This is a genomic window from Thermacetogenium phaeum DSM 12270 (assembly GCF_000305935.1).
GTDB classification, from domain to species: Bacteria; Bacillota; DSM-12270; order Thermacetogeniales; family Thermacetogeniaceae; genus Thermacetogenium; species Thermacetogenium phaeum.
Genome location: NC_018870.1, coordinates 1 through 25,521, shown reverse-complemented (window position 1 = coordinate 25,521; position 25,521 = coordinate 1). Strand labels below are relative to the sequence as shown.

At 56.1% G+C, this 25,521-nt stretch carries 25 protein-coding genes, 4 tRNA genes, 1 pseudogene and 1 other annotated feature; of the genes and pseudogenes, 7 read left to right on the top strand and 23 right to left on the bottom strand.

Features of this window, described 5'->3' with window-relative positions:
• Nucleotides 1–122 precede the first annotated feature (122 nt).
• The 5 genes from jag to rpmH all read right to left on the bottom strand — a co-directional run bounded on the left by jag (nt 123) and on the right by rpmH (nt 2,315).
• Complete coding sequence (jag, locus tag TPH_RS00135; protein ID WP_015049198.1) at nt 123–767, bottom strand: RNA-binding cell elongation regulator Jag/EloR; 645 nt, start codon at nt 765–767, stop codon at nt 123–125.
• Nucleotides 764–1,453 (bottom strand): YidC/Oxa1 family membrane protein insertase, encoded by a 690-nt coding sequence (locus TPH_RS00130; protein ID WP_015049197.1) that lies wholly within the window; start codon nt 1,451–1,453, stop codon nt 764–766. The genes jag and TPH_RS00130 overlap by 4 nt, the downstream gene beginning before the upstream one ends.
• Before the next feature lie 38 nt (nt 1,454–1,491).
• Nucleotides 1,492–1,740: a membrane protein insertion efficiency factor YidD gene (gene yidD / locus TPH_RS14495; RefSeq protein ID WP_236608835.1), complete on the bottom strand. Its 249-nt coding sequence runs from the start codon at nt 1,738–1,740 to the stop codon at nt 1,492–1,494.
• A gap of 71 nt (nt 1,741–1,811) precedes the next feature.
• The gene (gene rnpA / locus TPH_RS00125) at nt 1,812–2,159 is read right to left on the bottom strand and encodes a ribonuclease P protein component (RefSeq protein ID WP_015049196.1); all 348 of its coding nucleotides are present in this window, start codon (nt 2,157–2,159) and stop codon (nt 1,812–1,814) included.
• 21 nt (nt 2,160–2,180) lie between these two features.
• Complete coding sequence (rpmH, locus tag TPH_RS14490) at nt 2,181–2,315, bottom strand: 50S ribosomal protein L34 (protein WP_081578536.1); 135 nt, start codon at nt 2,313–2,315, stop codon at nt 2,181–2,183.
• Between the two features lie 195 nt (nt 2,316–2,510).
• On the opposite strand from rpmH, the gene TPH_RS00120 reads away from it, so the two are divergent.
• Together TPH_RS00120 and TPH_RS16670 are read left to right on the top strand one after the other, a co-directional pair.
• Nucleotides 2,511–2,693 carry a recombinase family protein gene (locus TPH_RS00120; protein WP_015049194.1) on the top strand — a complete coding sequence of 61 codons (183 nt, stop codon included), beginning with the start codon at nt 2,511–2,513 and terminating at the stop codon, nt 2,691–2,693.
• A gap of 91 nt (nt 2,694–2,784) precedes the next feature.
• Nucleotides 2,785–3,168: a hypothetical protein gene (locus TPH_RS16670; RefSeq protein ID WP_236608802.1), complete on the top strand. Its 384-nt coding sequence runs from the start codon at nt 2,785–2,787 to the stop codon at nt 3,166–3,168.
• 126 nt (nt 3,169–3,294) lie between these two features.
• Here the strand turns inward: TPH_RS16670 and TPH_RS00110 are convergent.
• The 10 genes from TPH_RS00110 to gyrA all read right to left on the bottom strand — a co-directional run bounded on the left by TPH_RS00110 (nt 3,295) and on the right by gyrA (nt 12,314).
• A tRNA-Arg gene (locus TPH_RS00110) sits at nt 3,295–3,371 on the bottom strand.
• A gap of 8 nt (nt 3,372–3,379) precedes the next feature.
• Nucleotides 3,380–3,475, bottom strand: a tRNA-Ser gene (locus TPH_RS00105).
• A 16-nt stretch (nt 3,476–3,491) separates the two neighbouring features.
• Nucleotides 3,492–3,568: transfer RNA gene (locus TPH_RS00100), tRNA-Arg, on the bottom strand.
• A 57-nt stretch (nt 3,569–3,625) separates the two neighbouring features.
• A tRNA-Ser gene (locus TPH_RS00095) sits at nt 3,626–3,715 on the bottom strand.
• Nucleotides 3,716–3,838: 123 nt separating this feature from the next.
• Nucleotides 3,839–5,116 carry a serine--tRNA ligase gene (serS, locus tag TPH_RS00090; RefSeq protein ID WP_015049192.1) on the bottom strand — a complete coding sequence of 426 codons (1,278 nt, stop codon included), beginning with the start codon at nt 5,114–5,116 and terminating at the stop codon, nt 3,839–3,841.
• A 78-nt stretch (nt 5,117–5,194) separates the two neighbouring features.
• Complete coding sequence (serA, locus tag TPH_RS00085; protein ID WP_015049191.1) at nt 5,195–6,790, bottom strand: phosphoglycerate dehydrogenase; 1,596 nt, start codon at nt 6,788–6,790, stop codon at nt 5,195–5,197.
• Between the two features lie 28 nt (nt 6,791–6,818).
• Entirely contained in the window at nt 6,819–7,976 is a 1,158-nt protein-coding gene (locus tag TPH_RS00080) for a pyridoxal-phosphate-dependent aminotransferase family protein (RefSeq protein ID WP_015049190.1), read from the bottom strand.
• A 52-nt stretch (nt 7,977–8,028) separates the two neighbouring features.
• Nucleotides 8,029–8,256: a binding site (T-box leader), on the bottom strand.
• Nucleotides 8,257–8,312: 56 nt separating this feature from the next.
• A complete protein-coding gene (gene pdxT, locus TPH_RS00075; protein WP_028991231.1) occupies nt 8,313–8,888 on the bottom strand; it encodes a pyridoxal 5'-phosphate synthase glutaminase subunit PdxT in 576 nt (191 codons plus the stop codon).
• Nucleotides 8,889–8,891: 3 nt separating this feature from the next.
• The gene (gene pdxS / locus TPH_RS00070) at nt 8,892–9,776 is read right to left on the bottom strand and encodes a pyridoxal 5'-phosphate synthase lyase subunit PdxS (RefSeq protein WP_015049188.1); all 885 of its coding nucleotides are present in this window, start codon (nt 9,774–9,776) and stop codon (nt 8,892–8,894) included.
• 90 nt (nt 9,777–9,866) lie between these two features.
• The gene (gene gyrA, locus TPH_RS00065; protein ID WP_015049187.1) at nt 9,867–12,314 is read right to left on the bottom strand and encodes a DNA gyrase subunit A; all 2,448 of its coding nucleotides are present in this window, start codon (nt 12,312–12,314) and stop codon (nt 9,867–9,869) included.
• A 291-nt stretch (nt 12,315–12,605) separates the two neighbouring features.
• Here gyrA and TPH_RS14480 point away from each other — a divergent pair.
• The 3 genes and pseudogenes from TPH_RS14480 to TPH_RS00050 all read left to right on the top strand — a co-directional run.
• A pseudogene (locus tag TPH_RS14480) lies at nt 12,606–12,788 on the top strand (transposase); the annotation flags it as partial.
• Between the two features lie 321 nt (nt 12,789–13,109).
• On the top strand, nt 13,110–13,418 hold the full coding sequence (locus TPH_RS15515) for a LysR family transcriptional regulator (RefSeq protein ID WP_049886046.1): 309 nt from the start codon (nt 13,110–13,112) through the stop codon (nt 13,416–13,418).
• A gap of 16 nt (nt 13,419–13,434) precedes the next feature.
• Nucleotides 13,435–14,019 carry a LysR substrate-binding domain-containing protein gene (locus TPH_RS00050; RefSeq protein ID WP_236608888.1) on the top strand — a complete coding sequence of 195 codons (585 nt, stop codon included), beginning with the start codon at nt 13,435–13,437 and terminating at the stop codon, nt 14,017–14,019.
• 34 nt (nt 14,020–14,053) lie between these two features.
• Here TPH_RS00050 and TPH_RS16130 read toward each other — a convergent pair whose 3' ends face one another.
• Together TPH_RS16130 and TPH_RS16125 are read right to left on the bottom strand one after the other, a co-directional pair.
• Complete coding sequence (locus TPH_RS16130; RefSeq protein ID WP_248642565.1) at nt 14,054–14,614, bottom strand: YeiH family protein; 561 nt, start codon at nt 14,612–14,614, stop codon at nt 14,054–14,056.
• Nucleotides 14,526–15,080 (bottom strand): putative sulfate exporter family transporter, encoded by a 555-nt coding sequence (locus TPH_RS16125; protein WP_248642566.1) that lies wholly within the window; start codon nt 15,078–15,080, stop codon nt 14,526–14,528. The genes TPH_RS16130 and TPH_RS16125 overlap by 89 nt, the downstream gene beginning before the upstream one ends.
• A 476-nt stretch (nt 15,081–15,556) precedes the next feature.
• Between TPH_RS16125 and TPH_RS00035 the strand changes: the two genes are divergently transcribed.
• The gene (locus TPH_RS00035) at nt 15,557–15,745 is read left to right on the top strand and encodes a transposase (protein WP_015049186.1); all 189 of its coding nucleotides are present in this window, start codon (nt 15,557–15,559) and stop codon (nt 15,743–15,745) included.
• A gap of 76 nt (nt 15,746–15,821) precedes the next feature.
• Nucleotides 15,822–15,932 carry an ATP-binding protein gene (locus TPH_RS16345; protein WP_081578534.1) on the top strand — a complete coding sequence of 37 codons (111 nt, stop codon included), beginning with the start codon at nt 15,822–15,824 and terminating at the stop codon, nt 15,930–15,932.
• Nucleotides 15,933–16,276: 344 nt separating this feature from the next.
• Here the strand turns inward: TPH_RS16345 and TPH_RS00030 are convergent, their stop codons facing one another.
• The 6 genes from TPH_RS00030 to dnaA all read right to left on the bottom strand — a co-directional run bounded on the left by TPH_RS00030 (nt 16,277) and on the right by dnaA (nt 25,409).
• Nucleotides 16,277–18,985, bottom strand: a complete 2,709-nt coding sequence (locus TPH_RS00030; protein WP_015049184.1) for a calcium-translocating P-type ATPase, SERCA-type — start codon at nt 18,983–18,985, stop codon at nt 16,277–16,279.
• 271 nt (nt 18,986–19,256) lie between these two features.
• Entirely contained in the window at nt 19,257–21,185 is a 1,929-nt protein-coding gene (gene gyrB / locus TPH_RS00025) for a DNA topoisomerase (ATP-hydrolyzing) subunit B (RefSeq protein WP_015049183.1), read from the bottom strand.
• Nucleotides 21,186–21,311: 126 nt separating this feature from the next.
• The gene (gene remB, locus TPH_RS00020; protein ID WP_015049182.1) at nt 21,312–21,572 is read right to left on the bottom strand and encodes an extracellular matrix regulator RemB; all 261 of its coding nucleotides are present in this window, start codon (nt 21,570–21,572) and stop codon (nt 21,312–21,314) included.
• A gap of 27 nt (nt 21,573–21,599) precedes the next feature.
• Entirely contained in the window at nt 21,600–22,706 is a 1,107-nt protein-coding gene (recF, locus tag TPH_RS00015; protein ID WP_015049181.1) for a DNA replication/repair protein RecF, read from the bottom strand.
• Between the two features lie 15 nt (nt 22,707–22,721).
• Nucleotides 22,722–23,837: a DNA polymerase III subunit beta gene (gene dnaN, locus TPH_RS00010; RefSeq protein WP_015049180.1), complete on the bottom strand. Its 1,116-nt coding sequence runs from the start codon at nt 23,835–23,837 to the stop codon at nt 22,722–22,724.
• A gap of 252 nt (nt 23,838–24,089) precedes the next feature.
• Entirely contained in the window at nt 24,090–25,409 is a 1,320-nt protein-coding gene (gene dnaA / locus TPH_RS00005; RefSeq protein WP_028991234.1) for a chromosomal replication initiator protein DnaA, read from the bottom strand.
• Between the last annotated feature and the right edge of the window lie 112 nt (nt 25,410–25,521).

Sequence of the window (25,521 nt, the reverse complement as noted above, 5' to 3'; positions counted from 1 at the left end):
TTCACCTGCCTTGCCGAAATGTCTAGAGGATGAAATTTAGAGATAAAATTAAAAAATGGGGATATTCTCATCATCATCCCCAAGTTTGATATATACCATTATTATTCTTAATTGGTAACTTTTTATTTTTCTTCTTTCAAAAGCCCGTCTCTCTTATAGCAAACTGCCAGCCTGCGGTAAGGCTCTTGACCACGACTGACGGTATAGACATTTTTCTCATCCTGGAGCTCCAGGTGAATGATTCTCCTCTCCTGCGGCGGCATAGGCTCCAGCGTATAATCCCTTTTCGTTCTCTTGACCCTATCGGCCACCCTCCTGGCCAGCTTTCGCAGCACCTTCTCCCTCTTCTCCCGGTACCCTTCGGCATCGAGGATTATCCGCACTCGCTCCTGGAGGCGCTTGCTCACTGCCAGATTGGCCAAAAGCTGTAGTGCGTTCAGGGTTTCCCCATGCCTTCCAATCAAATGCCTGATATCCGTCCCGCACAGTTCCACGCGCCAGTAACCGTCCTCGAACCAGATCCTCTGCTCCACATCTAGCTCCATCTTATCGAACACTTCTTTCAAAAAGCTTCTAATCACCACATCCGGCTGATCGACGACCCTGACGCGCACCCTTGCCGACTTAACCCCGATGATGCCCAGAAAGCCTCGTGACCCCTCCTCTAACACCTCGATCTCCACGTCGTCACGCCCGACACTGAGCTCCTTTAAAGCCTTTTCGACCGCCTCTTCCACAGAGCTGCCTTCAACGATCATCTCTTTCATGCCTTGGATCCTGCTCCCTTCGCAACTCCCGACATCCTTCTAATGACAAGCGTCTCAACGGCGCTGAACAGCGAGAACACCACCCAGTAAAGGGTTAGCCCGGCGGGAAGCGTTCGTGCTATCCAGCCGATAAAGAGGGGCATGATGATGAGCATCGTTCTCTGCGTCGGATCGATTTTTCCGGACGCGGTCATACTGGTAAAAAACTGTTGGGCAAATGTAACCACAACCGTCAGCAAAGGCAAGATGATGGGGTCCGGCTGTCCCAGATTTTCGATCCAGAGAAATCCGGCTTTGGTCAGGTCAACGTATGGAGGATGCAGCTTGGGATCAAAGAACAGGCGCAGTGAGCTGAACAGCGCAAAAATGATCGGCATCTGGATCAGCAGGGGGAGGCAGCCTGACATCGGATTGACCCCTTTCTCCTTATACAGCTGCATAACGGCCTGCTGCGCCTTTTCCGGTTTGTTCTTGTACCTCTCCTGTATTTCCTTGATCTTTGGCTGCAGCTCCTGCATGGCTCGCATCGAGTTCATCTGCAACCTCGTCAACGGGAAGAGGACTATCTTAACGGCGATCGTAAAGAGGATAATCGCCAAACCATAGCTCGGTATCTTCATCCAGACCGTCGCCAGATAAAATGCCTGAATGATCTCACTAAATCCCTGTACGATGTTGTTCCACAAAGTTTATCCCGCCGCGCTTCATTCTGCCCGGGCAGGTGTCACCTCCTCGATTTTTTTAAAAATCTATTCTTGTCCCGCGGTAAGGGGTCAAAACCACCGCTGCTAAGGGGATGGCACCTTAGGAGGCGGTAAATAATTAAAATAACGGCATATGACAATCTGTACTCATTCAGTGCCTGGATGGAGTATTCAGAACATGTGGGATAAAAGCGGCAAACCGGAGGATGCCACGACGACCATAGCTTCTGATAGACCTTGATCAGACAAATGATGAGCCTGTTTATCATCATTCTTACCTTTAAAATAATCGTCGCGGGCCTCCACGCTCCAGGCCCGTGACTCTACCCCGAAAACCTATCTACATCCCTTTCAACAGCCCGCATCCCTTCAGGATATTGCCGACATCTGCGCTGATCTTGTGGAATTCTGCAGTTAGTAACCTCTTCCTGGCAACAACGACAATATCATGTTCCTCACAAAGGAGATCCTGATAGTGGGAGAGGATCTCTCGCAGAACCCTTTTTACCCTGTTGCGGGTTACGGCTCCGCCTACCTTTTTCCCCGCCACAATCCCGATTCTCGTCCCCTTTTGATCCCCTCTTTTTATATAGTAGATACTGACATACCTTCCAGCGACCGACCGCCCGTTTTCATAGACGTTCTTAAAGTCCGCGTTCTTGCGAAGTCGCAGCTCTTTTCTTAACAATTTACCACTTCTTTGCGTATATTATGCAGAGAGGACCCTTCGCCCCTTCGTTCTCCTGCGGCGGATGATTTTGCGCCCTCCTGGAGTCCTCATCCTCTTCAGAAATCCATGAACCCTCTTCCTTCTTCTCCTTTTCGGCTGATAAGTTCTCTTCATCTAGTATCAATCCTTTCCCTCTTACTTGCTACCCCTTATTTTTCCTTCCACTTCTTTTTTAATTATAGACGACAACTATCCTGTGTCAAGCAAGTTCTTTCCGTCACATCCCATCTGACAAATTTCAGACACATGTGAAACAGGTAGGGGGATATCGGGTACGCTTATCTGGAACGCCATTTGAGGCACTGCGGTGTGGAGATAGAAGTTACTTCGCAAGAAGAGCCTAAAGACGCCCACACGGAACTGGTTCAGGATTTGCTGGCAATAGTGACCTCTTTTTCGGGCCGGCTGTACGGCTCTAGAGGCAGCAGAAAAATTCGGCGGAGCTTTCGGGAGCTGATAAGGGATGCCGAAGCGGAGGCGCAAGAAGGATAAGTTTAGCTTCACAGTGTGCGGTGAGTTCTTCCCGCATGTTTACCCGGCCTTTCAGTCTCAAGAGTGGAGCCGGGGCGGGGAGGACCCGCTCGTGACAGAGATGCGTCTCTTCTGCGTCTGCCAGCGCTGGGCCTTCAACCGGCTGCTGGAGGGCGTATCACGTTATGAAATTAAGAAGGTGGGACAGGAACTCTTCGGGCTCAACTCCCGACATACAGACGATGCCAGGCTCAGGGCACAGGCATTGCTGGATTCCCAGAAAGATCTTTTGGGGTTAGAGACTGAGGAAACGGAGAAGAAGCTCGGGTCGGCGAGACATCAAGCAATAAATTCCTGCAACAGACCCTCAACTTTTAAGATTTTCGGGCTTTCCCACATCGTGCAAGGTTACCCACCTGATAAGCCAACCTCGGTTCGCTCCCCTATGTTCCGAGTTCCCCTTTCGGCTTCCTTCAGACCCCACCGTTGCCGGTAACGCCCTTGCCTACGGGTTACCTTCCCCCTGGTTAGGTGGCATGGGTTTCTTTTAACCGCCCGTCTCAGCAGACATACTGGGCGAACACGCAAAAGCCCCGCCGTCCTTGCGGGGCTTGAATTACTCTGGCGCACCCGGAGGGACTCGAACCCCCGACACGCGGTTTAGGAAACCGCTGCTCTATCCTGCTGAGCTACGGGCGCTAAGAAAATGGCGGAGAGAGTGGGATTCGAACCCACGAAGCAGGTTTTTTACCTGCTTAATCGCTTAGCAGGCGATCGCCTTCAGCCAGCTCGGCCATCTCTCCGCATAAACTCTCTAACTGGTGCGCCCGGAGAGATTCGAACTCCCAACCTACAGATCCGTAGTCTGTTGCTCTATCCAGTTGAGCTACGGGCGCACAGATGGCGTTTGCCTTTTCTTTTAATTATAACCAACAATCCCTCTTTAGTCAATCTGGCGGAGGGGGTGGGATTCGAACCCACGGAGCCCGTAAGAGCTCAACGGTTTTCAAGACCGCCTCCTTAAACCACTCGGACACCCCTCCGCAACCCTCTCTTGCCGCGTTAGTATAGCACAGCGGACAAGATCCTGTCAATTTGCTGTTACCAGTTCTCTGCCAAAAAGCGCCGTCAGGAGCCCCTCCCGGGGCAACCGTCCGGACAGAGGCTTACCTCGACCCGGTGATGACGTCGATGCCCATGTATGGCCTGAGCACCTCGGGAACCACCACCGAACCGTCCTCCCGCTGGTAGTTCTCCAGGATCGCAGCTACGGTGCGGCCGACCGCCACCCCGGAGCCGTTCAGGGTGTGTACGAAGCGCGGGCGTGCCCCCGCCTCCGGCCGGTAACGGATGTTCGCCCGCCGCGCCTGGAAGTCCTCGAAGTTGCTGCAAGATGAGATCTCCCGGTAGGTGCCGGCCGCCGGGAACCAGACTTCCAGGTCATATGTTTTGGCGGCAGAGAAGCCCAGGTCCCCCGTCGAGAGGGAAACCACCCGGTAGGCCAGCCCCAGGCGGCGCAGCACATCCTCGGCATCGGCGGTCAGCTTCTCCAGCTCCAGATAGGAATCCTCCGGGGTGGTGAACTTCACCAGCTCCACCTTGTTGAACTGGTGCTGGCGGATGAGTCCCCTGGTATCCCGGCCTGCCGCCCCGGCTTCCGCCCGGAAACAGGCGGTATAGGCCGTATGGTAGATGGGAAGCACCTCCCCGGGCAGGATCTCGTCGCTGTACAGATTGGTAACCGGAACCTCAGCAGTAGGGATGAGGAAAAGGTCCTCCCTGTTGCAGTAAAAGAGGTCCTCCTCGAACTTGGGGAGCTGACCGGTGCCGGTCATGGTTGCGCGGTTGACCAGGAAGGGCGGGAAGATCTCCGTGTACCCGTGCTCCTCTGTGTGCAGATCCAGCATGAAGTTGACCAGCGCCCGCTCCAGCCTGGCCCCCCATCCTTTAAGAACGGTGAACCGCGCCCCGGCCACCTTTACGCCCCGTTCAAAATCCAAAATGTCCAGGTTCTCCCCGATCTCCCAGTGGGGGCGGGGTTCGAAGCCGAAGCTGGGGGGCTCGCCCTCCACCCGCAGGACGATATTGGCCCCCTCATCCGGGCCGACAGGTACCGACTCATGGGGTATATTGGGGATCAGGAGCAGCGCTTGCTGCAGCTTCTGCTCGATCTCGTTCAGTTCCCGATCGATCTCCTTGCTGCGCCGGGATATCTCCCGCACCTCTTCTATCAGGTGGGCGGCGTCCTCTTTGGCCGCCTTGAGCCTTCCCACCTCCTGGGAGAGGGTGTTCCTCCTGTTCTTCAGCCTTTCGCTCTCGGCGATCTTGCTACGCCGCTCCTCATCCCAGGCCAGCACCTGGTCGAGATCAAATTCGACGTTCCTGTCCGACAGCGCTTTCTTGACTACTTCTGGGTGACTGCGGATAAACTTCAGATCCAGCATCTGGCTTCCCCCTTTCGAACTCTTTTTCTAAAACCCGCCGGAACCGATCTCTCCAGGAACAGTGCTCTCACCCCGTTCTCACATGAAGACGACCTTCACGTTGATGATACCTTTGAGCTGGCGCACCCTCCTCAGCGTGGATTCGTCCACCGGAGAATCCACGCTGAGGATCATCAGGGCGACCTCCCCCTTAACGGTGCGGGCAACCTGCATCATGGCGATGTTGATGTCCGCTTCGCCCAGAGCGGAGGCAAAGGGGCCGATCACCCCCGGCCTGTCGATGTGCTCCACGAAGAGCATGTAGGGGGTGGGAACGACGTCGAGCTGATAGCCGTTCACCCGGACGATGCGCGGGCTCTGATCCCAGGCCAGGGTGCCGGCATATTCCACCCTCCTCCCCGCTCCGGTAAAGATGACCGAGATCAGGCTCACATGCCCGGTTTTGCTGACCTCATCCCGCCGCTCGCAGACCTTGATGCCGCGGTTTTCGGCAAGCCACGAAGCATTGACCAGGTTGACCTGATCCCCCATCACCGGGCTGAGAAGCCCCTTCAGGAAGGCCAGGGTGAGAATCCCCGTTTCTTTTCTGGCGATCTCCCCGTTGTAAATCAGCTCCACCCGCTCAGCGGGCACCTTTTCCAGCTGGTAGTAGAGCCGGCCCAGGTATTCGGCGAGCTCCAGGAAGGGGCGCATGGTGTCGATCTCCTCTCCCAGCAGACAGGGGAGGTTGACCGTATTGGGGACGATCTCCCCTTTGAGGGCTGAGAGCACGTAGTTGGCCAGGTCGGTGCCCACCCTGTGCTGGGCCTCAAAGGTTGTCGCCCCGATGTGAGGGGTGACGACCACATTATCAAACTCCAGCAGGGGGTTCCCGGTGCAGGGCTCTTTTGTGAACACATCCAGTGCTGCGCTGGCGACGATCCCCTCCTTCAAGGCCCAGGCCAGGGCTTCCTCATCGATGATCCCCCCCCGGGCGCAGTTCACCACCCGCACCCCTTTCTTGGCGATGCGGAACTGCTCCATCCCGATCATGCCTATGGTCTCCTCGGTCTTCGGGGTGTGGACGGTGATGAAGTCGGACTGGCGCACCAGATCGTTCAAGGTCTCCATGCGCTCAGCACCGAAGCGCTTGAAACGCTCCAGGGGAATATAAGGGTCATAGGCGATCACCCTCATGTTGAAGGCCTTGAGTCGGGTGGCGACAAAGGAACCGATCCGGCCCAGCCCCACGATCCCCACCGTTTTCCCGTACAGCTCATTACCCATAAACCTGCTCCGGCCCCAGCCGCCGTCCTTCACCGTCTGGTGGGCCTGGGGCAGATTTCTGGCGGAGGCCAGCATCAGTGCGATGGTATGCTCCCCCGCGGAAAAGCTGTTGCTGTCCGGTGTATTGACGACCACCACACCGTGCCGGGTAGCGGCGGCCACGTCGATGTTATCCACACCATTCCCGGCCCGGCCGACCACCTTCAACCGCTTTCCCCTCCTGATGACCTCCTCGGTCACCAGGGGAATGCTGCGCACGATGAGGGCATCGTAGTTTTCAATGATCTCCTCCAGCTCCGGCTGGCCGATACCGATGCGGACATCCACATCGGCCTCTGCCCGGAGCATCTCCAAAGCCTCATCAACTATCTTGTCGCCGACGAGAATCTTCGGTCTCGCTCCATTCATGATCTCTCTTCCCCTCCTTTATCCGACCTTATTGGGTGGCGGCCAGGGCGACCTCCTGGGCGGCCCTCACTCCCTGTCCCAGGTTTGCCTTGAAGCCACAGCCTATCAGGGCCATCTCCAGGGCTGCCAGGGTGGCCAGGATATCCGTCTCACAGACATACCCCAAATGGCCGATCCGGAAGATCTTGTTCTTCAGCTTGTTCTGCCCCCCGGCCACAATAACCCCGTACCTTTCCCTGAGCAGCCTGCGGATGGCATCGGCCTCGATCCCGGCCGGCGCGCAAACCGCCGTCACCGCGTTCGAAGCGATCTCATCCTTGACCAGGAGCTCCAGCCCCAGGGCGCGCACACCGGCGCGCACCATATCCCGCAGCCTGCGGTGCCTGGCGATGATCCGGGGCAGGCCCTCTTCCTTGATCATCCGCAGGGACTCCGCCAGAGCGGTCAGTTGGGGAAGGGCAGGTGTATAGGGCGTCTGTCCCTTTTCGGCGTATTTGCGCGCCTCCCGGATGTCCCAATAATAGCGGGCGTTGGTGCACTTCTCCGCCGCCTCCCAGGCCCTCCTGCTGACAGCTATAAAGGAGAGCCCGGGCGGGATCATGAAGCTCTTCTGCGAGCCAGCCACAACCACATCCAGGTTCCAGCCGTCGGTCTCCAGCTCCATCGCCCCCAGCCCGCTGACCGAATCTACGATGAAGAGGGCCGGGTGCTCCCCGGCGGCCTTCCGCAGAGCCTTAAGATCGTTGGTCACACCCGTCGAGGTCTCATTGTGGGTGACGAAAACGGCCTTGATCTCTTTATCTTTATCCTCCTTCAGGCGCTCCTCCAGAGCGGCGGGATCCGCCGCCGTCCCCCAGGCAAAATCCATCTTTTCTACCCGGGCGCCAAAGCGCCTGGCGATCTCAGCAAAGCGGTCCCCGAAGTTCCCGATGGAAACAACCAGCACCTTCTCACCCGGGGAGATGAAATTGGCCACTGCCGCTTCCATCCCCCCTGTGCCGGCTGAGGGGTAGATGATGATATCGTTTTCCGTGCGGAAAACCTCTTTTAATCCCGCAGTGATTTCCGATAACAGGGTCTTGAACTCCGGACCCCTATGGTTGATCATCGGTTTTGCCAGGGCACGCAACACCCGTGGTGGAACGGGAGTGGGTCCCGGCAGCATCAGATACTGTTTCTCCTCCATAGACGCTCCTCCTCGGCAAAAAATGGCATAATATAATAAAACTCCCGCCCCTCAATGGGACGGGAGTAGCTACCCGCGTTGCCACCCAAATTGACACCGGATCCTTCCGGTATCCACTCAGGTCGTCTGTAACAGGACTTCCTGTGCTCCTTTGCCCGGTTCCCCCGGTTTGCGGAGCCGGTTCCGGGGGGGATTCAGCCTATCCTCCCGCTGGCTTCCACCGGCCGCCAGCTCTCTGCAGGGAAAGGATAAACCTACTGGTCCCCTTCATCACCCTTTTGCCACTGCTGGTTTTGATGTATTATACCACACAATAACAGCTGCGACAAATCAAAATTATCTCTTCCCTTCCGCCATCTCCAAAAAGTACTGGTGCAGGCGCAGGTCGGCAGTCAGCTCCGGATGAAAGGTCGCCGCCAGTATCCTACCCTGGCGCACCAGCACCGCCTTCTCCCTGTAAGTGGCCAGCACCTCCACCTTCGGCCCGACGCTCTCGATGATGGGAGCGCGGATGAAGATGGCAGGAACCGGTTCCGTCCCCAAGGCCTCAATCTTCAATTCGGTTTCGAAGCTGTCCACCTGCCGTCCGTAGGCATTGCGCCTGACTGCGACGTCGAGCAGGCCGAGGCTTACCTGATCGCTCCCTACGATCCCCCGGGCGAGAACAATGACCCCGGCGCAGGTGGCCAGGATCGGCAGATCCTCAGCGCCCCTCTTGAGGAGGGCCTCCCAAAGCCCAAAACTCCTGAGCAGCTTGGTGATGGCGGTGCTTTCCCCACCGGGGATGGCGAGGGCAGCGACCTCATCCAACTCCTCCCTGGTGCGCACCTCCATCGCCTCGCAGCCGCACCTCCGAAAGGCGTCAACGTGCTCCCGGAAGGCACCCTGCATGGCCAGAACTCCAACCCTCACTTTTCACCATCCCCTGTCGGCAAGGCGCTCTTCCGGGGCAATGGCAGAGAGCTCCAGCCCCCTCATGGCCTCACCCAGGCCGCGGGATACCTCCGCCAGCACCTGCGGGTCCCTGTAGTGGGTCACCGCAGCGACGATGGCTTTTGCCCTTTTCGGAGGATCTGCAGACTTGAAGATGCCTGAACCGACGAAGACCCCGTCGGCACCCAGCTGCATCATCAAAGCAGCGTCGGCGGGAGTGGCCACACCCCCTGCCGCAAAGTTGACGACGGGCAGCCTGCCGCTGGCGGCCACCTCTTTGACCAGCTCGTAGGGGGCTCCCAGCTTCTTGGCCGCAGCCATCAACTCCTCCTGCGGCAGGCCCTGGAGCCACCTGATCTGGTCCTGCACCGTCCTCATGTGGCGCACCGCCTCGACGATGTTCCCCGTCCCCGCTTCACCCTTGGTGCGGATCATCGCTGCTCCTTCGCCGATCCTGCGCAGGGCTTCTCCCAGGTCGCGCGCCCCGCAGACGAAGGGCACCTTAAACTGGTGCTTATCGATGTGGTAGCTCTCATCGGCAGGGGTGAGAACCTCACTCTCGTCGATATAGTCTACCCCCAGCGCCTCCAGGATCTGGGCCTCCACAAAGTGGCCGATTCGTGCCTTGGCCATTACCGGTATCGTTACGGCATCCATTATCCGCAAGATTACATCAGGGTCCGCCATCCGGGCCACACCGCCGGCTGCCCGGATATCGGCCGGAACACGCTCCAGGGCCATCACTGCACAGGCCCCCGCTTCCTCGGCGATCTTGGCCTGCTCGGGGGTGGTCACATCCATGATAACGCCGCCCTTGAGCATCTCCGCCAATCCCTTTTTGACATTCCAGGTTCCTTTGGCCTCCACTTGAACTCCCACCCTTTCTCGGACTAAACATCCTGGTGCTCTTATTTTACTGCACCTGAAACCGCCGTGACAAGGCATCTGTTTCTTCAACTAGTTGACCTTCTCCATTCCTTCGATACTGTTCGAAGGCAGCTTGGCGACGGCAACGAGGCGCTCATCCTCTTTCAGCCGCATCAGCTTCACCCCCTGGGTGTTCCTCCCCTGCACCGGTATCTCCCCGACCCGAATGCGGATCATGCTGTCCTCGCTGCTCATGAGGAGGATCTCATCGCGGTCGTCGACCACCTTGACACCCGCCAGGCATCCGTTGCGATCGGTTACCTTCAAGGTGATCAGCCCCCTCCCACCCCTCTTCTGAACGCGGTAATCAGCCGCCGGGGTACGCTTTCCGTAGCCTCTTTCGGTCACCACCAGCACCTGGGATCCCTCCCGGAAGCGGTCCATTCCAACGACCTCATCACCGGGATCGAGCCGGATGCCCAGCACCCCGGAGGCCGCCCTTCCCATCACTCGAACGTCCTCCTCATTAAAGCAGAGAGCCATCCCCTTTTTGGTGGCCAGGATGATCTCTTCCCTCCCCTCCGAGAGCCGCACCCCGATCAATTCATCCCCGGGGTGCAGGCGCAGGGCGATGATCCCGTCCCGCCGGGAGGAGTCATAGTCGCTGAGCAGTCCCTTCTTCACCAGACCCTGCCTGGTAGCCATCAGCAGGTAGCGGTCATCCCGAAACTGGCGCAAAGGGATCACCGCAGTGACTACCTCATCTGCGGCAAGGGGAAGAAGATTGACCAGCGCCGTCCCCTTGGCCTGCCGGCTACCTTCTGGTATGTCGTAGACCTTGAGCCGGTAAACCTTCCCTTTGTTGGTGAAGAAGAGCAGGAAGTGGTGCGTGGAGGCGGCAAAGAGCTGCTCCACGAAGTCCTCATCCCTGGTGGTAAGGGCGGTTATCCCCCGCCCCCCGCGGTGCTGACCGCGATAGGTGTTGAGGGGGATCCTCTTGATGTAGCCGCGCCTGGTGAGGGTGATCACCACGAGCTCTTCCGGAATGATGTCCTCCTTCCTGACCTCCGGGGCCTTTTCCGCGATCAGCGTTCTCCGGTCATCCCCGAACTTCTCCCTAACTTCCAGGAGTTCCTGCCGCACCACACCCCTGATGAGGCTTTCATTGGAGAGGAGTTCTTTGAGACCGGCGATCCTTTCCTCCAGCTCTCTCTTTTCTTCCAATACCTTCTCCCGCTCCAGACCGGTCAGGCGCCGCAGGCGCATGTCCAGGATGGCCTGGGCCTGCTTCTCGCTCAGCTGGAAGTTCCCCATCAGCCCCCGCCGGGCCTCCTCATCGGTGTGCGACCGCCTGATGAGGCTGATCACCGCATCGATGTGATCGAGGGCGATCACCAGTCCGTCCACGATGTGCAGGCGCTCCTCGGCGCGCCGCAGCTGGTACTGCGACCTCCTCCTAACTACTGTGACCTGGTGCTCCAGGTAATGGCTGAGCAGCTCCTTGAGGTTGAGAATCCGGGGGGTCCCGTCGACCAAGGCCAGCATGATCACCCCGAAGGTGTCCTGCAGTTTGGTGTGCTTATAGAGCCTGTTGAGGATCACCCTGGGGTTGGCTTCCCTCCTCAGTTCGAGCACCACCCGCATCCCGCTGCGGTCGGACTCGTCCCTGAGGTCGCTGATGCCGTCCAGCTTCTTTTCCCTAACCAGTTCCGCTATCCTCTCCACCAGGCGGGCCTTATTGACCTGAAAGGGGAGTTCGGTGATGACGATCTGGCTGCGGCCGCCGGACGTCTTCTCGATCTCCGCCCTCCCCCTGACCACCAGCGCTCCCCGCCCGGTTTCGTAGGCCTCCTTAATCCCGTTCAGGCCGAGGATGCTGCCCCCGGAAGGGAAGTCCGGCCCCGGAATGTACTGCATCAGGTCGGCAACCGACGCCTCCGGATGATCGATGAGATAGACCAGCCCGTCGATCACCTCCCGCAGGTTATGCGGAGGGATGTTCGTGGCCATGCCGACTGCGATGCCGGAGGAACCGTTGACGAGCAGGTTGGGGATTCTGCTTGGCAACACAGCCGGCTCCTTTTGCGAATCGTCGTAGTTGGGGACGAAATCCACGGTCTCCTGGTCGATGTCGGCCAGCATCTGCAGGGCCAGCGGGGCCAGGCGCACCTCGGTATAGCGCATGGCCGCGGGAGCATCCCCATCGATCGAACCGAAGTTACCGTGCCCGTCGACCAGTGGATAACGGCAGGAGAAATCCTGTGCCAGCCGCACCAGGGCATCGTAGACAGCGGCGTCCCCATGCGGGTGGAAGCGCGCCAGCACATTCCCCACCACCACCGCACTCTTTTTATGGGGCTTATCGGGCGTGATCCCGGCGTCGAACATGGCGTAGAGGATCCGCCTGTGCACCGGCTTGAGCCCGTCCCGCACATCGGGGAGGGCGCGGCCGACGATCACACTCATGGCGTAGTCGAGATAGGACTTCTTCACTTCCTCGTTGATGTCTACCGGTGAAACCGAACCTATGGTCGGCATAATCCCCTATTCCTCCTTGGAATTCAACTAAAGCCTATTATAACCCGGACTGCCCGGGAATGCCAAACAGAACTGCCCCTCGCAGAGATCGCGCTGCCAGCATATACCATCCCCGCACCCCAATAGCCGCAAGGCTTCCAGCTCCAGCACCTGGTAAAGAGTGTAAAGAACCCTTCTCCCCTAAAGTAACTTCTTTAGGGAACGTTTCGAAAGCTCTTTATTTGTCATGGTGCCTGCTACTATAATGAACCCAAGATTTTAGACAGCGAGAAAGGGGTTTTTTAGAACCAAATGTCTGTTCGTAAACAATATTCGCCGGAATTCAAAAGCAAGATCGTGCTGGAAATTCTCAAAGAAGAGAAAACCCTCTCACAGCTATCATCGGAATATGGGGTCCATACCACTCAGTTAAAGAATTGGAAAAAAGAAGCGCTTGAAAACCTGCCCCAACTTTTTGATAAAAGAAATATAGAACATCCGTTTCTTGTTATCAGGAGGAATACAGGAGCCGTTTGTTCCTGGTGCCTCCTTTTGCGGGTAAAATGTGCCGTAGCTTTTATAGCACCTTGCCCAGCGGGCGACCAGGCTGGGTGCAATATCATGTCTTCTGGCCACGATCGAGGCATCGCCCGTTTCCAGGGTTTCTTTCACGATCTGTATTTTTCATCTCTGGTGAATATTGTTTTCTGTTCAACTAAATCATACCCCCTTACTTAACTGTAATAGATTGCGGTCTAACTGTTCAATCTCGTTAGGGGGCTAAACAGTAATTTACTAGTTATAGGGTGATAAGCTTTGCTGGACACTCAGTTGTTGGTGTTTAAGACTGTAGCAGAACAAAAGAGCTTTTCGCTGGCTGCCCGGGTACTGCATATGACCCAACCGGCCATCAGTATTCATGTTCAGACCTTGGAAGACTACTTTGGTACGCGTTTACTGGACCGCACCAACCGCCGTGTTTCCCTTACCGAAGCTGGAAGAGTACTTTACCACTACGCAGTGCAACTTAGCCGACTTTACGATGAAGCCAGGAAGGCGGTAGCCGAGGTCAGCGGGAAGGTCAAAGGAAAACTAATAATAGGCGCTACCTTGAACTATTGGTGAATACCTGTTGCCGCGTGTGGCAGGTTATTACAAGCAGAAATATCCTGAAGTGGAAATAACTTCACTGATTGCTAATACCCAGGAAATTGTCCAGAGAGTTTTGGCCCACGAGCTGGATTTAGGTGTTATTGAAGGCCAGGTGGAACATCCTGACTTAATTCAAGAAGATATTTTCCAGGACGAACTGGTGATTATCGTTTCACCCCGGCACCCTTGGGCCGAACGGGGAGAGATTACTCTCGAAGAATTGAAATCAGAACCTATTATCCTTCGGGAAGAAGGCTCTGGTACCCGGCAAGTAGCTGCAGAAGGATTAAAGAAGGTAGGGGTGAAACTCTGGTCTTTGAAGGTAGCCATGGAATTGGGTAGCACTCAGGCTATTAAAGAAGCTGTAGAAGCTGGCTTGGGGGTAGCTATTATTTCGCGGTTAGCCATTAAAAAAGAAAGCAGGAATAACCTGCTCCGGGAAGTAAGATTGCAGGGAGTGGATTTTAAACGGATGTTGCGCGTGGCTTACAGCCGTCATAAATTTCGTAGCCCCGCAGCTGAAGCTTTTTTAGATCTTTTACTTTCTAAAGAGGCTTTTAAAGTATTGGATTAATTTGGCGGCCTAGGCTGATGCTCTAAATATTAACTTAATTGGCCAGGTGGGAGATGACCAGCCAGCCTGTAATACTCAGTATCAAGGAGCCTGCCAGGCCAACTCCCAGGCTTTTAGTGCCGACTTTTTTGATCATCTCCAGGCTAACGTTAAGCCCGAGGCCGGCCATTGCCATGGTAAGGAGGAAAACCCCTCCCTGGATCAAGGTAGTCGTCAGGAAAGACGGCAAGATTTGGGCAGTATTGATGGCGCTGAAGGCGAGAAAACCGAAGATGAACCATGGTACTGGTAGCTGCCGCCAGTTCTCAGCAGCCTCTGTTTTATTTTCAGAGATAAAAATAACTCCTAGCAGTAGGACTACGGGGACAAGAAGAGCTACCCTGCCAAGTTTTACCAGAAGAGCTAAATCAACACTGGCAGCACCGCCGGGCTGGGCAGCGGCAATGACATGGGCCAGTTCGTGAAGGGTGCTTCCGGAGAAAAGGCCATACTGGAACTGGGTCAAGTTAAGTAAGGGGTAAAGAAGCGTATAGATATATGGTAAATAAAGTTCCCAGCAGAGCGATGATGGCCACAGATACAGCTGTTTCGTCATCGCGCGCCTTGATTACGGGAGCGGCGGCGGCGATGGCAGCGGCACCACAGACGCCTGTGCCTATAGCAATCAGAGTAGCTAGCCTCTTATTAAGGCCTGCTTTTTTTCCTAAAAAAGTAATAACTGTAATAGCAATCAGAATAGCCAAAATGTCTAATAAGATTGCCTGCGGTCCGGCTGCTAGAATCCCGGGAATATCTAACCTCAATCCCATGAGGATAATGCCATAACGCAATATTTGTTTACTGGCATAATTAACACCCACAGCGGCCGTTTCCGGAATCCCCATGAGGGAGCGCCAGGTAAACCCTAACAGGATTGCCAGCACCATGCTTCCCATGATGTTCAGGATGGGAAGGGTGGAGAGTTCTCTAGCTACAAGGGCCAAGATCAAAGTTAATACCATACCTTGAACCAGACCCAGCCCCTGGCTGCTGTCTGTGGCCGTAAGGGATTTGGTGGTCATCCTTTTCTTCCCCCTTGTTCCTTTAATCTTAATTCACACCATAGCATACCAAGAGTGTTGGAGAGATGTAAAATATAGAAGATTTATGACTGTTATTAGGGCTGATAGTGAGTTGGGTGTAAATGATAATCTTAAATTGATCCAAAAATTAAAGGAATGATCACGACAAAGTGATCCACCCGAATCAAAATATCCTGTATCCTTGAGGTGCAGAAAACTCAGGGAGACAGGAGGAAAAGGAGAAGTGATTCGAGTGGATCTCACAGGATCTTTAAGCGGCTCCAGGAAGAGTTAGGGTATGAGGGAGCGGAATCCACAATTCGCCGGTTGGTTGGGCAACTGCGCCCTTCAATCCGAGATGTTTACATACCCCTATCCTTCGAGCCAGGAGAAGCGGCTCAGGTAGACTGGGGAGAAGCCGTCTTCCACCCGAACGGAGAGAAAATCAAAGCCAATCTTTTCTGTATGCGGCTGGCATGAGCGCCATACCATTTGTAATGGCCTTTCCGAGCCAGCGCCGGGAAGCGTTCATCAAAGGGCACATCAGAGCATTTGAATTTTTCGGTGTGGTACCCAAGAGGCTGATTTACGACAACCTGCGCACAGCTGTAAAGGAGGGGTGGGGCAAGGACGTAAAAAAAAAGCAAAAAGACTTTTTAGTATGATAAGCCCACTATGCATTCAACTCCGAGTTTTGCAATGCCGGTGCCGGCCACGAGAAAGGGTTAGTAGAAAATCTTAATGGTTGGCAACCCCAGTACAGGCAAAACGCATCTATCTATCGGTTTAGGTGTTGCTGCCTGTAGGGATGGCCACCGGGTCTGCATATTACAGCCCCGCCTCTGGCAATGAAGTTGGCCGAAGCCCAGGATAAATACCAACTGCGCCGCATCGAGCAGGGGATCAACAAAGCGGCTCTTTTAATCATTGATGACCTCTCATACATTACATTCAACCGCAGACACTGAATAACCAAATCCTTGAAGGTAAACTCCCTTTCTGATGCAATTGACTTAAAATCAATGCTTGTTCTCATGAACCTCACTCCCCTTCATTTTGGTTTTTCCCATTCTCGGAGTGGGGTTCTGCCCCTCCGCCTCAACCAGGAGCCCCTGAAACGGGGTCCGGCCGCTCGCGCGAAGCGGCCGGACCCTGGGCGGCAACACCTGCTGGCTTTTCCCAGCCAGCAGTTATAGTTAACCTGTCTGCAGGCGTCCCTGCTTCAGCCTGCCGAAGGCCTTAGTCGTCTCTACAACCAGCAGGGGGATCAGGCTGAAGCCCAGCACCGTCAGCCAGTCCCCTGGTCTCAGCATAACGGTGTCGAAGAACCCCCTCAAGAAGGGGATGAAGAGCACCACACCCTGCAGAGAAAGGGAGATGGCAAAGGCAGAGAGATGATAGCGGTTGGTGCCGATGCCGATGGTAAACAGGGAATCCCGAAAGCTCCTGATGTTAAAGGAGTGCACCAGCTGCACCAGGGCCATGGTGGCGAAGGTCATGGTATGGGCCTCCTCGAGAGTGCGGCCCTGGGAGAGGGCGAGCAGGTACACGGCCAGAGAAATCAGACCGATCATCGTCCCCTGCCAGAGAATGTTCCAGCCCACGCCTCCGGAGAGTACCCCTTCCTGGGGATCCCGCGGGGGCTGCTCCATAACCCCGTTCTCCGGCGGTTCCACCCCTAAGGCCAGGGCCGGGAGGCTGTCGGTCACCAGGTTGAGCCAGAGGATCTGAATGGCCGTCAGCGGGCTGCCCTGCCCCAGCAGAACGGCGGTAAAGATGGCGACGATCTCCCCGATGTTACAGGAGAGCAGGTACTGGATCGACTTGCGGATGTTGCTGTAAATGGTGCGCCCCTCCCGGACTGCGTTGACGATAGTTGCAAAGTTGTCGTCCAGCAGCACCATATCGGAGGCCTCTTTTGCCACCTCGGTCCCGGTAATCCCCATCGAGACGCCGATGTCGGCGCGCTTTAAGGCCGGGGCATCGTTCACTCCATCCCCGGTCATGGCCACGATGTGGTTGTGAGCCTTCAGGGCGGCCACAATGCGCAGCTTATCCTCCGGGGAAACCCTGGCATAGACCGTGATCCGGTTGACCTCTCTTTCCAGCTGGCGATCGTCCATCTTCTGCAGCCGGTCGCCTGAAAGGGCGCCATTCCCCTCCTGCCAGATGCCCAGAGCCCTGGCAATGGCCACGGCGGTCTCCAGGTGATCGCCGGTGATCATCACGGTGCGGATCCCCGCCCTCTTACAGACGTCCACCGCCTTCCGGACCTCCGGCCGCGGCGGGTCCTGCATGGCGAAGTACCCCAGGAAAATCAGATCCCGTTCGGCATTCTCCGAAGTGGGGTTCGCCGGCACATCCGGCCACAGGCGCGCCGCCAGGGCGAGCACCCTTTCACCGCGCGAGGCCAACTCCGAATTGACGCTCAGGAGGCGCCTCTTGCTCACCTCGTCGAGAGGGCGAAACTCTCCTTCCTGAAGGATCCCGGTGCAGCGTTCGAGCACCACATCAGGTGCCCCTTTGGTGAAGGACCAGACGCCATCCTCGATTTTATTAAAGGTGGTCATCATCTTGCGGTCGGAGTCGAAGGGGATCTCCGCCAGCCTGGGATGCTCCCTTTCCGCCTCCTCCCTGACTATCCCTGCCTTGGCCGCCGCCACCACCAGGGCACCCTCGGTGGGGTCGCCGATGATCCGGTAGCCGTTCTCGCCGTTTTCCAGGCAGGCGTCGCTGGCCAGCAGCCCTCCCAGCAGCAGCAGCCTCAGGTTTTTGTCGGCTGCCGGGTCAACGGCCGTCTCCTGCTCGTCGACGAAATCCCCAACTGGCCGGTAGCCCGCTCCCGTCACCCTCAGCATTCTCCCCTCCGTATAGAGGTGGACGACGGTCATCTCGTTCTTGGTCAGAGTGCCGGTTTTATCGGAGCAGATAACCGTCACCGTGCCCAGGGTCTCCACCGCGGAGAGCCTGCGGACGACAGCCCGCCTCCTGCTCATCCTGGTCACCCCCAAGGCAAGAACGACGGTTACCACCGCCGGCAGGCCCTCCGGCACCGCCGCCACCGCCAGGCTGATGGCGATCATGAACATCCCCAGAACGTCCATTCCCTGGCGGACGCCTGCCAGGAAGACGACCAGCACTAAAACCCCGGCTCCGATCCCCAGCACCTTGCCCAGCTCGGCAAGGCGCCTCTGCAGGGGGGTGACCTCCTGGGGGGCCTCCTGGATCAGCTGGGCAATGCGGCCGATCTGGGTATTCATTCCGGTGACCACCACGATACCGCACCCGTGCCCTGCCGTCACCGTGGTCCCCATGTAGGCCATGTTCTTCCTGTCCCCCAGAGGCACTTCTTCCTCAGGCAGCACCCCGACATCCTTCTCGACGGGGACCGACTCCCCGGTCAGAGAGGATTCGTTCATCCTCAAAGACACAGCAGCGGTCAGCCTGATGTCGGCAGGCACCGAGTCCCCCGCGTCCAGCAGAACCACGTCCCCGGGAACGAGGGACTCCAGCTCAACCTCGCCGACCACCCCGCCTCGGACCACCTTGGCCGTAGGCCTGGTCATCCTCTTTAAGGCCTGTAGGGCCTGCTCCGCCTTTCGCTCCTGATAAACTCCCAGGATAGTGTTCAGCACCACGATCAGCAGGATCACCAGGGAATCCGCCCACTCGCCGAGAACGCCCGAGATCACCGCCGCCACGATCAGGATCAAAACGAGGACCTCCTTCAGCTGCTCGAGCACCATCGAAAAGAGGCTGCGCGGCGGCGGCTCCTTGAGGGCGTTAGGGCCGAACTCCTGAAGGCGCCTCTCCACTTCCGCACTGCTCAAACCCCGCTCCGGGTCGGTACCCAGCGCCGTACTCAGATCCTCGATCTCCATGGTATGCCACAATTTCTCTCGCATCTTCTTCCTCCTCACAGATGGTAATTTCTCTGTCAACAGAAAAGACCTCTGCAGGAAATCTATCCATGCAAAGGTCTTGCCCGGATCCCCATCCGACCGTCCGGCGGGCTTAACGCCGTGGTGTCGCCGTCCAGGTTGCGGCTACTCCCCTATGCACGCTGACAACCTTAAAACAGGCTGTTTCTTTAAACTACTCCTCAAGGAATACCTGCGGGTAAATCCCCTCCCCCCTCCCTTTTTTTAAAGCGGCCGTCTTCAGTCCGCAGACCCCTCAGATATCCAGATTCCTGACATCGCGGGCATGGGCCTGAATGAACTCCCTCCTGGGCTCCACCTTTTCCCCCATCAGGATGGTGAAGATCTCATCCGCCAGCATGGCATCGGTCAGGGTTACCTGGAGCATGGTGCGCCTCTCTGGATCCATGGTGGTCTCCCAGAGCTGCTCCGGATTCATCTCTCCCAGACCCTTGTAGCGCTGGATTGTCACATTGTCGGTCTTCCAGTTCCGGAGCAGTTTCTCCAGCTCCCGGTCGCTGTAGGCGTATTCGATCCTCTTCCCCTTCTGCACCTTGTAGAGGGGGGGTTGAGCGATGTAAACGTACCCCGCCTCGATGAGCGGCCGCATGTAGCGGTAGAAAAAGGTGAGCAGCAGGGTCCTGATGTGGGAGCCGTCGACATCGGCGTCACTCATGATGATGATCCTGTGGTAGCGCGCCTTTTTCAGATCGAAGTCATCGAGAATTCCGGTTCCCACAGCGGTGATGATGCTCTTGATCTCCTCATTGGAAAGCATCTTGTCCAGGCGCGCCTTCTCGGCGTTGATGATCTTGCCCCGCAGGGGAAGGATCGCCTGAAAGCGCCGGTCGCGCCCCTGTTTCGCCGAACCACCAGCCGAGTCCCCCTCGACGATGTAGAGCTCGCACTCCCTCGGGTCCTTCGACGTACAGTCGGCAAGCTTCCCGGGCAGGCTGATGTGATCGAGAGCAGTCTTGCGCCTGGTTAACTCCCGGGCCTTCCTCGCCGCCTCCCGCGCCCTCGCCGCCTGCACAGCCTTTTCGACGATCAGCTTAGAGGGCCCCGGATTCTCCTCAAAGAACTCCTCCAGATGCTCGCTGACGACCGACTCGACGATGCCCCGCACCTCGCTGTTGCCAAGCTTCGTCTTGGTCTGCCCCTCGAACTGCGGTTCCTTCAGTTTGACGCTGAGGACGGCGGTCAGGCCCTCGCGGGTGTCCTCACCGCTGAGTTTCTCCATGTTTTCCTTAAGATATCCGCTCTTTTTGGCGTAGTCGTTGATGATTCTGGTGAGAGCGGCCTTGAAACCGGCCTCGTGGGTTCCCCCCTCCTGGGTGTGAATGTTGTTGACGTAGGAATAGATGCCCTCCGTATATCCGGTGTGGTACTGAAGGGCAACCTCAATCACCACCCCGTCCTTTTTATCGCTGAAGTACAAAGGGTCCTGGTGCAAGACCTCTTTGTTTTTGTTCAGCGACCGGACAAAATCGGCGATACCCCCCTCGTGGTAGAACTCCTGGCGATCACCGGTCACCTCATCCACGAGGACAAAACGAAGTCCCTTATTCAAATAAGAAAGGTCGCGGACGCGGGCAGTGATGTACTCCCTGTTGAACTTTCTTTCGGAGAAGATCTGTCCGTCCGGCAGGAAGCGCACCGTGGTTCCAGTTCCCTCGGCAGCCCCGGCGTCCTTTAAGGGGGACTTCACCTGACCCCGCTCATAGCGCTGTTGATAACGCCTCCCGTCCCTCCGCACCTCGACCAGCAGCCAGCGGGAGAGGGCGTTGACGACCGACAGACCTACCCCGTGCAGACCGCCGGAAATCTCGTAACCGTTACCGCCGAACTTGCCGCCAGCGTGCAGCATGGTAAGAGCAGCCTCGACGGCCGGCCTGCCAGTGCGTGGGTGAATATCAACAGGAATCCCCCTGCCGTTATCTCTCACCGTAACGCTGCCGTCCCTGTGCAGAGTAATCTCGATCAGGTCGCAATACCCGGCCAGGTGTTCATCGACACTGTTATCGATCAATTCAAAAACTAGCTGGTGCAGGCCGCGCGCTCCCGTATTGCCGATGTACATGCCCGGACGGCGCCGCACGGCCTCCATACCTTCCAGCACTTCGATCTGGGCAGCGTCGTAATCCCGATCGCAGCCGCTTCTCTCTCTGCCGTTCTGTTGCACCATACTGCCTCCTCATTGCCGTAACAACCGGACGGTTTGCTTGGAACCAAACGCATGAAATCCATTAAAACCCGTAGTATTATAACACATTTATCTTTCCCAATAGAAGAAGCAGGGAAAGCGCCTGCTTCATTCCGGTCTCCCCGCTATCTGCAGCTGCGATCTGCGGGTCAGGGTGTCCACCGAAATCGGGGAGTAGTATATGCGGCGCTTGGTCACAACGATGCTTTTCCCCCGCTCAGGCCTGCCGACGTGCACCACCTGCTTCTCCCCAGCGGCAAAATTCAAGAACTCGCAGTTGACCTCCCTTCTCCGTCCCGTCTCCAGATCAATTATCGCAATCAGCTCATTTAAGGGAACCATCACCTCACCGCCGATGTGCAGAAACATCCCTTTTTTAACCTCCCAAAGCAAATATTATACCCTCTTTTCGAAACGATAGAGGGTGATGCTCTCCGTCAGCTGCTCCTTCCTGCTGTAACCGCCGTGCGGCATTCCGGACATTGTGGCAATAACCTGGCTGCCGCCCCGGATCTGTTCGAACACCAGCCTTCTGCGCCTCTCGTCGAGCTCCGAGAAGACGTCGTCGAGCAGCAACACGGGATCGGCCCCGCGCTCGGCTGAGAGCAGCCGGTAATGGGCCATCTTCAGCGCCAGAGCCATCAACCTCTGCTCACCCTGTGATGAAAAGAAACGCGCCTCGTGCCCATTAAAGAGCAGCTGAAAGTCATCCCGGTGAGGGCCGACCGTCGTCGCCTTAAGCCTCCTGTCCACCTCCCGCGATCGCTGCAGCGCCTTTAGAAAGTTCTTCCTGTACTCGGGATCTTCTGTTGATGCACAGCCTCCGCCGGCAACCCTGGAAAGATACCTTCCAGTGAGCACACCTCCACCGCTTAAAGAGGTGAACGAATCGCTGCAAAAAAAAAGCAACCTTTCCAGAACGTCGATCCTTCTCCTCCAGATTCTAGCGCCGATGGCCGCCAGCTGCTCATCCCAGGGCAGCAGTTCGGCCGGTGCGAAGGCGGAGCCCCGCAACAGTCTGTTGCGCTGCAGGAGGGCTGTACGGTACTGCAAGAGATCGGCGGAGTGCTGCGGGCGCAGTTGGGCGACGAGCAGGTCGAGAAAGCGCCTTCTGTAAACTGGTCCCCCCTGAACGAGGGAGAGATCCTGCGGGGAAAAGATAACAACGGGCAGGATGCCTGCAGCGCTTCCCGGTCGCGACCTCTTTCCGTTAATCTTGAACACCTTTCTCCTCAGCTCGCTGCTGTAGACGATCTCTAGAGCGTATTCCAGGCCGCCCTGCACAACCGTTCCCTTAAGCGAAAAAAAAGATTCCCCCCACCTGATCAGGATCTCATCGCGCACCTGGCGGTTAGAGTAACCGGATCCCAGGTAAAATATGCTCTCCAACAGATTGCTCTTACCCGAACCGTTGGGCCCTGAGACGACGAGAAATCCCTCTTCGGGGCTGAATTCCATCTCTCTGTAGTTGCGGAAGTTTATAAGCTTTATATAACTCAGCATCGGTCGCCTGACCGCCTAACTAGCACGGCACACAGGGCTGACAAGGTGCAGATATGAGCCATCATCCCCCTCCTCCTGATAAACGGCAGGACCGCTTGAGCCATTTAAAGAGAGCGAAACCTTCTCCTGCTCCATCACATGAAGGGGGCTCAGCAGGTAGTTGGCGTTAAAGCTGGCCTCGCAGGAATTACCCGCTCCCTCCTCCAGGGGAATGGTCTCCTTTAAGGAACCGACTTCGTCCGCCTGAGCGGCTACGGTGAGCTTGTCCCCCTCTACTTTCAAACAGGCGAGCGCGTAGTGCTCGCGCTGGGAAACGAAGAGCGATGCTCTCTCCAGGGTGTCCAGCAGCCGTTTCCTCTCCACCTGCACCTCGAGCAGGGGATCGGAGGGAATAACCATCTCGTAATCCGGAAAACCGGAGTCGATGAGGCGGGTCGTCAGCAAAAAGCTAGCTCCCGAGAAGCTGACAGCTTGATCGTCCCAGGTGATGACGAGGTTCTCCCCTTCCTCCACCAGCTTCACCGACTCACCCAGGGCGCGGCCCGGGATCAGGATGCTCGTTCCCTTAACTGAGCTCTCGTTGGCCATCTTGAAAAGAGCAAGCCTGTAAGCGTCGGTGGCAGCCACATGGATTTCTTCGTCCAGGAAACGAAAGTAGACACCCGAATAGTTGAAAGCGGTCTCTTGCTGAGAGACTACGAAGAGAGTTTTACAGGCACAACTTTTCCACCTCGCAGCGGGTAAATTCAGCTCCTGCCCCACTGCCCTCGCCTGTAAAGGTGGAAAATCATCCGGCATCCAGGTATGGAGCCTACTCAGCGACGATCCGTATGTCACATCCAACAGCCTGCTCTCCTCGTTCCAGGAAAGGGACAGCTCCTCATCGGGTATCCGCCGCAGCAGATCATAGAGGTAACGGACGGGGACGACGACACAGCCCTCCTCCTCGACATGGGCGGGGATCCATAACGTCAGACTGACTTCCAGGTCGGTGCTTTGGACGACCAGGCCCTTATCGTCGGTGTAAATCAGACAGCCGCTCAATATCGGCGCGCTCGGACGGGCAGGAACAATTTTGCAGGCCGCTGCCAGGGCGCTGGTTAAACTCTCCCTTCGACAGCTGATCTTCAAAAAGATAACCTCCTCATAAGTAATGATATCACAAAGCTTACAAATTCTGTTATAACTTTCTTATGTAATTTATATATTTAATTCCGATCATTCGGAGGAGGAGGAGTAATAGGGTGCTGGAAAATGTGCAATATTACTTAATAGTACTCTCTAGGTGTCAATGTGATGGTATTCGCCATTTACTTTCTATGTGTAATTATATGTGGAAAAGGGTGCTTATTGTGTGTGGATTGTTTGTGGATTAAAAAAATATCAAGATGATGTTTTGATCATATCGATGAGTTTGTTGATGGTGTCTTCAGTGTTAATATCTTGTTGAATTCGGTCTTTTATTTTGTCGCAGGCGTGCATCACAGTGGTGTGATCCCGGCCGCCGAATTCCCGTCCGATAACGGGAAGGGAGTCTTCTGTAAGTTCCCGGGCCAGATACATGGCGATCTGGCGCGGGAAGGCCACATCCTGGGTGCGCCTCTTCGACTTTAAGTCTTCTACTTTGAGGTTGAAGTGTTTGGCGACAACCCTCTGGATTAGGCCGATGGTGATGTTCTGTTTTCTGCTGCCTGCGAAGAGGTCCTTGAGAGCCTCCTTCGAGAGATCGAGGGTGATCTCCTTCTGGTGCAGTGATGCATAGGCGATCACCCTGAGAAGGGCGCCTTCCAGTTCTCTGATGTTGGATTTTATTTTTGAGGCAATAAATCGGATAACCTCGTCTGGAACAACGCGGTTTTCCAGTTGAGCTTTTTTTCTTAAGATGGCTTCTCTCGTTTCCAGATCGGGCGGTTGGATGTCGGCTAGGAGGCCCCACTCAAAGCGGGAGCGGAGGCGGTCCTCCAGTGTCGGTATCTCTTTGGGCGTTCGATCGCTGGAAATGATGATCTGTTTATTGGCTTCGTGCAGTGTATTAAAGGTATGAAAGAACTCCTCCTGGGTGCGCTCCTTTCCTGCTAAAAATTGGATATCATCGACCAGGAGAACGTCTACGTTGCGGAATTTGTTGCGGAATTCGATGTTCTGGTCATCCTTGATGGCGTTGATCAGCTCGTTGGTAAATGTTTCTGATGAGACGTAGACGACCCTGAAATTCCTGTTGTTCTTTAATACATGATGGCCGATGGCGTGCATCAGATGGGTTTTGCCTAAGCCAACGCCACCGTAGATAAAGAGCGGGTTGTAGGCCTTACTTGGTGCCTCAGCTACTGCGAGAGCTGCGGCATGCGCCAGTCTGTTGCTGTTGCCTACAACAAAGGTGTCGAAGGTGTATTTGGGATTTAGTGAAGGCTGGTTCTCCCCCCTGGACGGCAGAAGGATGTTCTCCCTGCTGTCCGGCGTTACAAAACGCAGGGAAAAGCTGCGGTTGTACTTGTATTCGAGGCGCGATCGAATAAGGGTACTAAAGCGGGTTTCCAGCCACTCCCGGGAGAAGTCATTATGAGTTAAAATTATCAGCGTTCCATCGTGGTAGGCCAGCGGGCTCGCCGCATTTAGCCAGACCGAGTAGTTATGTTCATCAACTTCCTGTTGCAGAATTTCTAAGACATCTTTCCAAATTTCAGAAAGTTTATTTCTTAACAATCCCAACGCCACCCTTGGATTTATTATCCACAGACTATTGATAAATTGTTGATAACTTTGGGGTTCAAGAATTAATATAGCAGAGAATACCGGGCCGGACAAGATGGTGTAC

What these genes read in the sequence shown, in the direction of transcription:
- jag (WP_015049198.1), bottom strand. Translation starts at nt 767, where the DNA reads ATGAAAGAGATGATCGTTGAAGGCAGCTCTGTGGAAGAGGCGGTCGAA.
- yidD (WP_236608835.1), bottom strand. Translation starts at nt 1,740, where the DNA reads ATGATAAACAGGCTCATCATTTGTCTGATCAAGGTCTATCAGAAGCTA.
- rpmH (WP_081578536.1), bottom strand. Translation starts at nt 2,315, where the DNA reads ATGAAGAGAACTTATCAGCCGAAAAGGAGAAGAAGGAAGAGGGTTCAT.
- serS (WP_015049192.1), bottom strand. Translation starts at nt 5,116, where the DNA reads ATGCTGGATCTGAAGTTTATCCGCAGTCACCCAGAAGTAGTCAAGAAA.
- serA (WP_015049191.1), bottom strand. Translation starts at nt 6,790, where the DNA reads ATGAATGGAGCGAGACCGAAGATTCTCGTCGGCGACAAGATAGTTGAT.
- TPH_RS00080 (WP_015049190.1), bottom strand. Translation starts at nt 7,976, where the DNA reads ATGGAGGAGAAACAGTATCTGATGCTGCCGGGACCCACTCCCGTTCCA.
- gyrA (WP_015049187.1), bottom strand. Translation starts at nt 12,314, where the DNA reads ATGCCGACCATAGGTTCGGTTTCACCGGTAGACATCAACGAGGAAGTG.
- TPH_RS16130 (WP_248642565.1), bottom strand. Translation starts at nt 14,614, where the DNA reads ATGACGAAACAGCTGTATCTGTGGCCATCATCGCTCTGCTGGGAACTT.
- TPH_RS16125 (WP_248642566.1), bottom strand. Translation starts at nt 15,080, where the DNA reads ATGACCACCAAATCCCTTACGGCCACAGACAGCAGCCAGGGGCTGGGT.
- TPH_RS00035 (WP_015049186.1), top strand. Translation starts at nt 15,557, where the DNA reads ATGAGCGCCATACCATTTGTAATGGCCTTTCCGAGCCAGCGCCGGGAA.
- TPH_RS16345 (WP_081578534.1), top strand. Translation starts at nt 15,822, where the DNA reads ATGGTTGGCAACCCCAGTACAGGCAAAACGCATCTATCTATCGGTTTA.
- TPH_RS00030 (WP_015049184.1), bottom strand. Translation starts at nt 18,985, where the DNA reads ATGCGAGAGAAATTGTGGCATACCATGGAGATCGAGGATCTGAGTACG.
- gyrB (WP_015049183.1), bottom strand. Translation starts at nt 21,185, where the DNA reads ATGGTGCAACAGAACGGCAGAGAGAGAAGCGGCTGCGATCGGGATTAC.
- remB (WP_015049182.1), bottom strand. Translation starts at nt 21,572, where the DNA reads ATGTTTCTGCACATCGGCGGTGAGGTGATGGTTCCCTTAAATGAGCTG.
- recF (WP_015049181.1), bottom strand. Translation starts at nt 22,706, where the DNA reads ATGCTGAGTTATATAAAGCTTATAAACTTCCGCAACTACAGAGAGATG.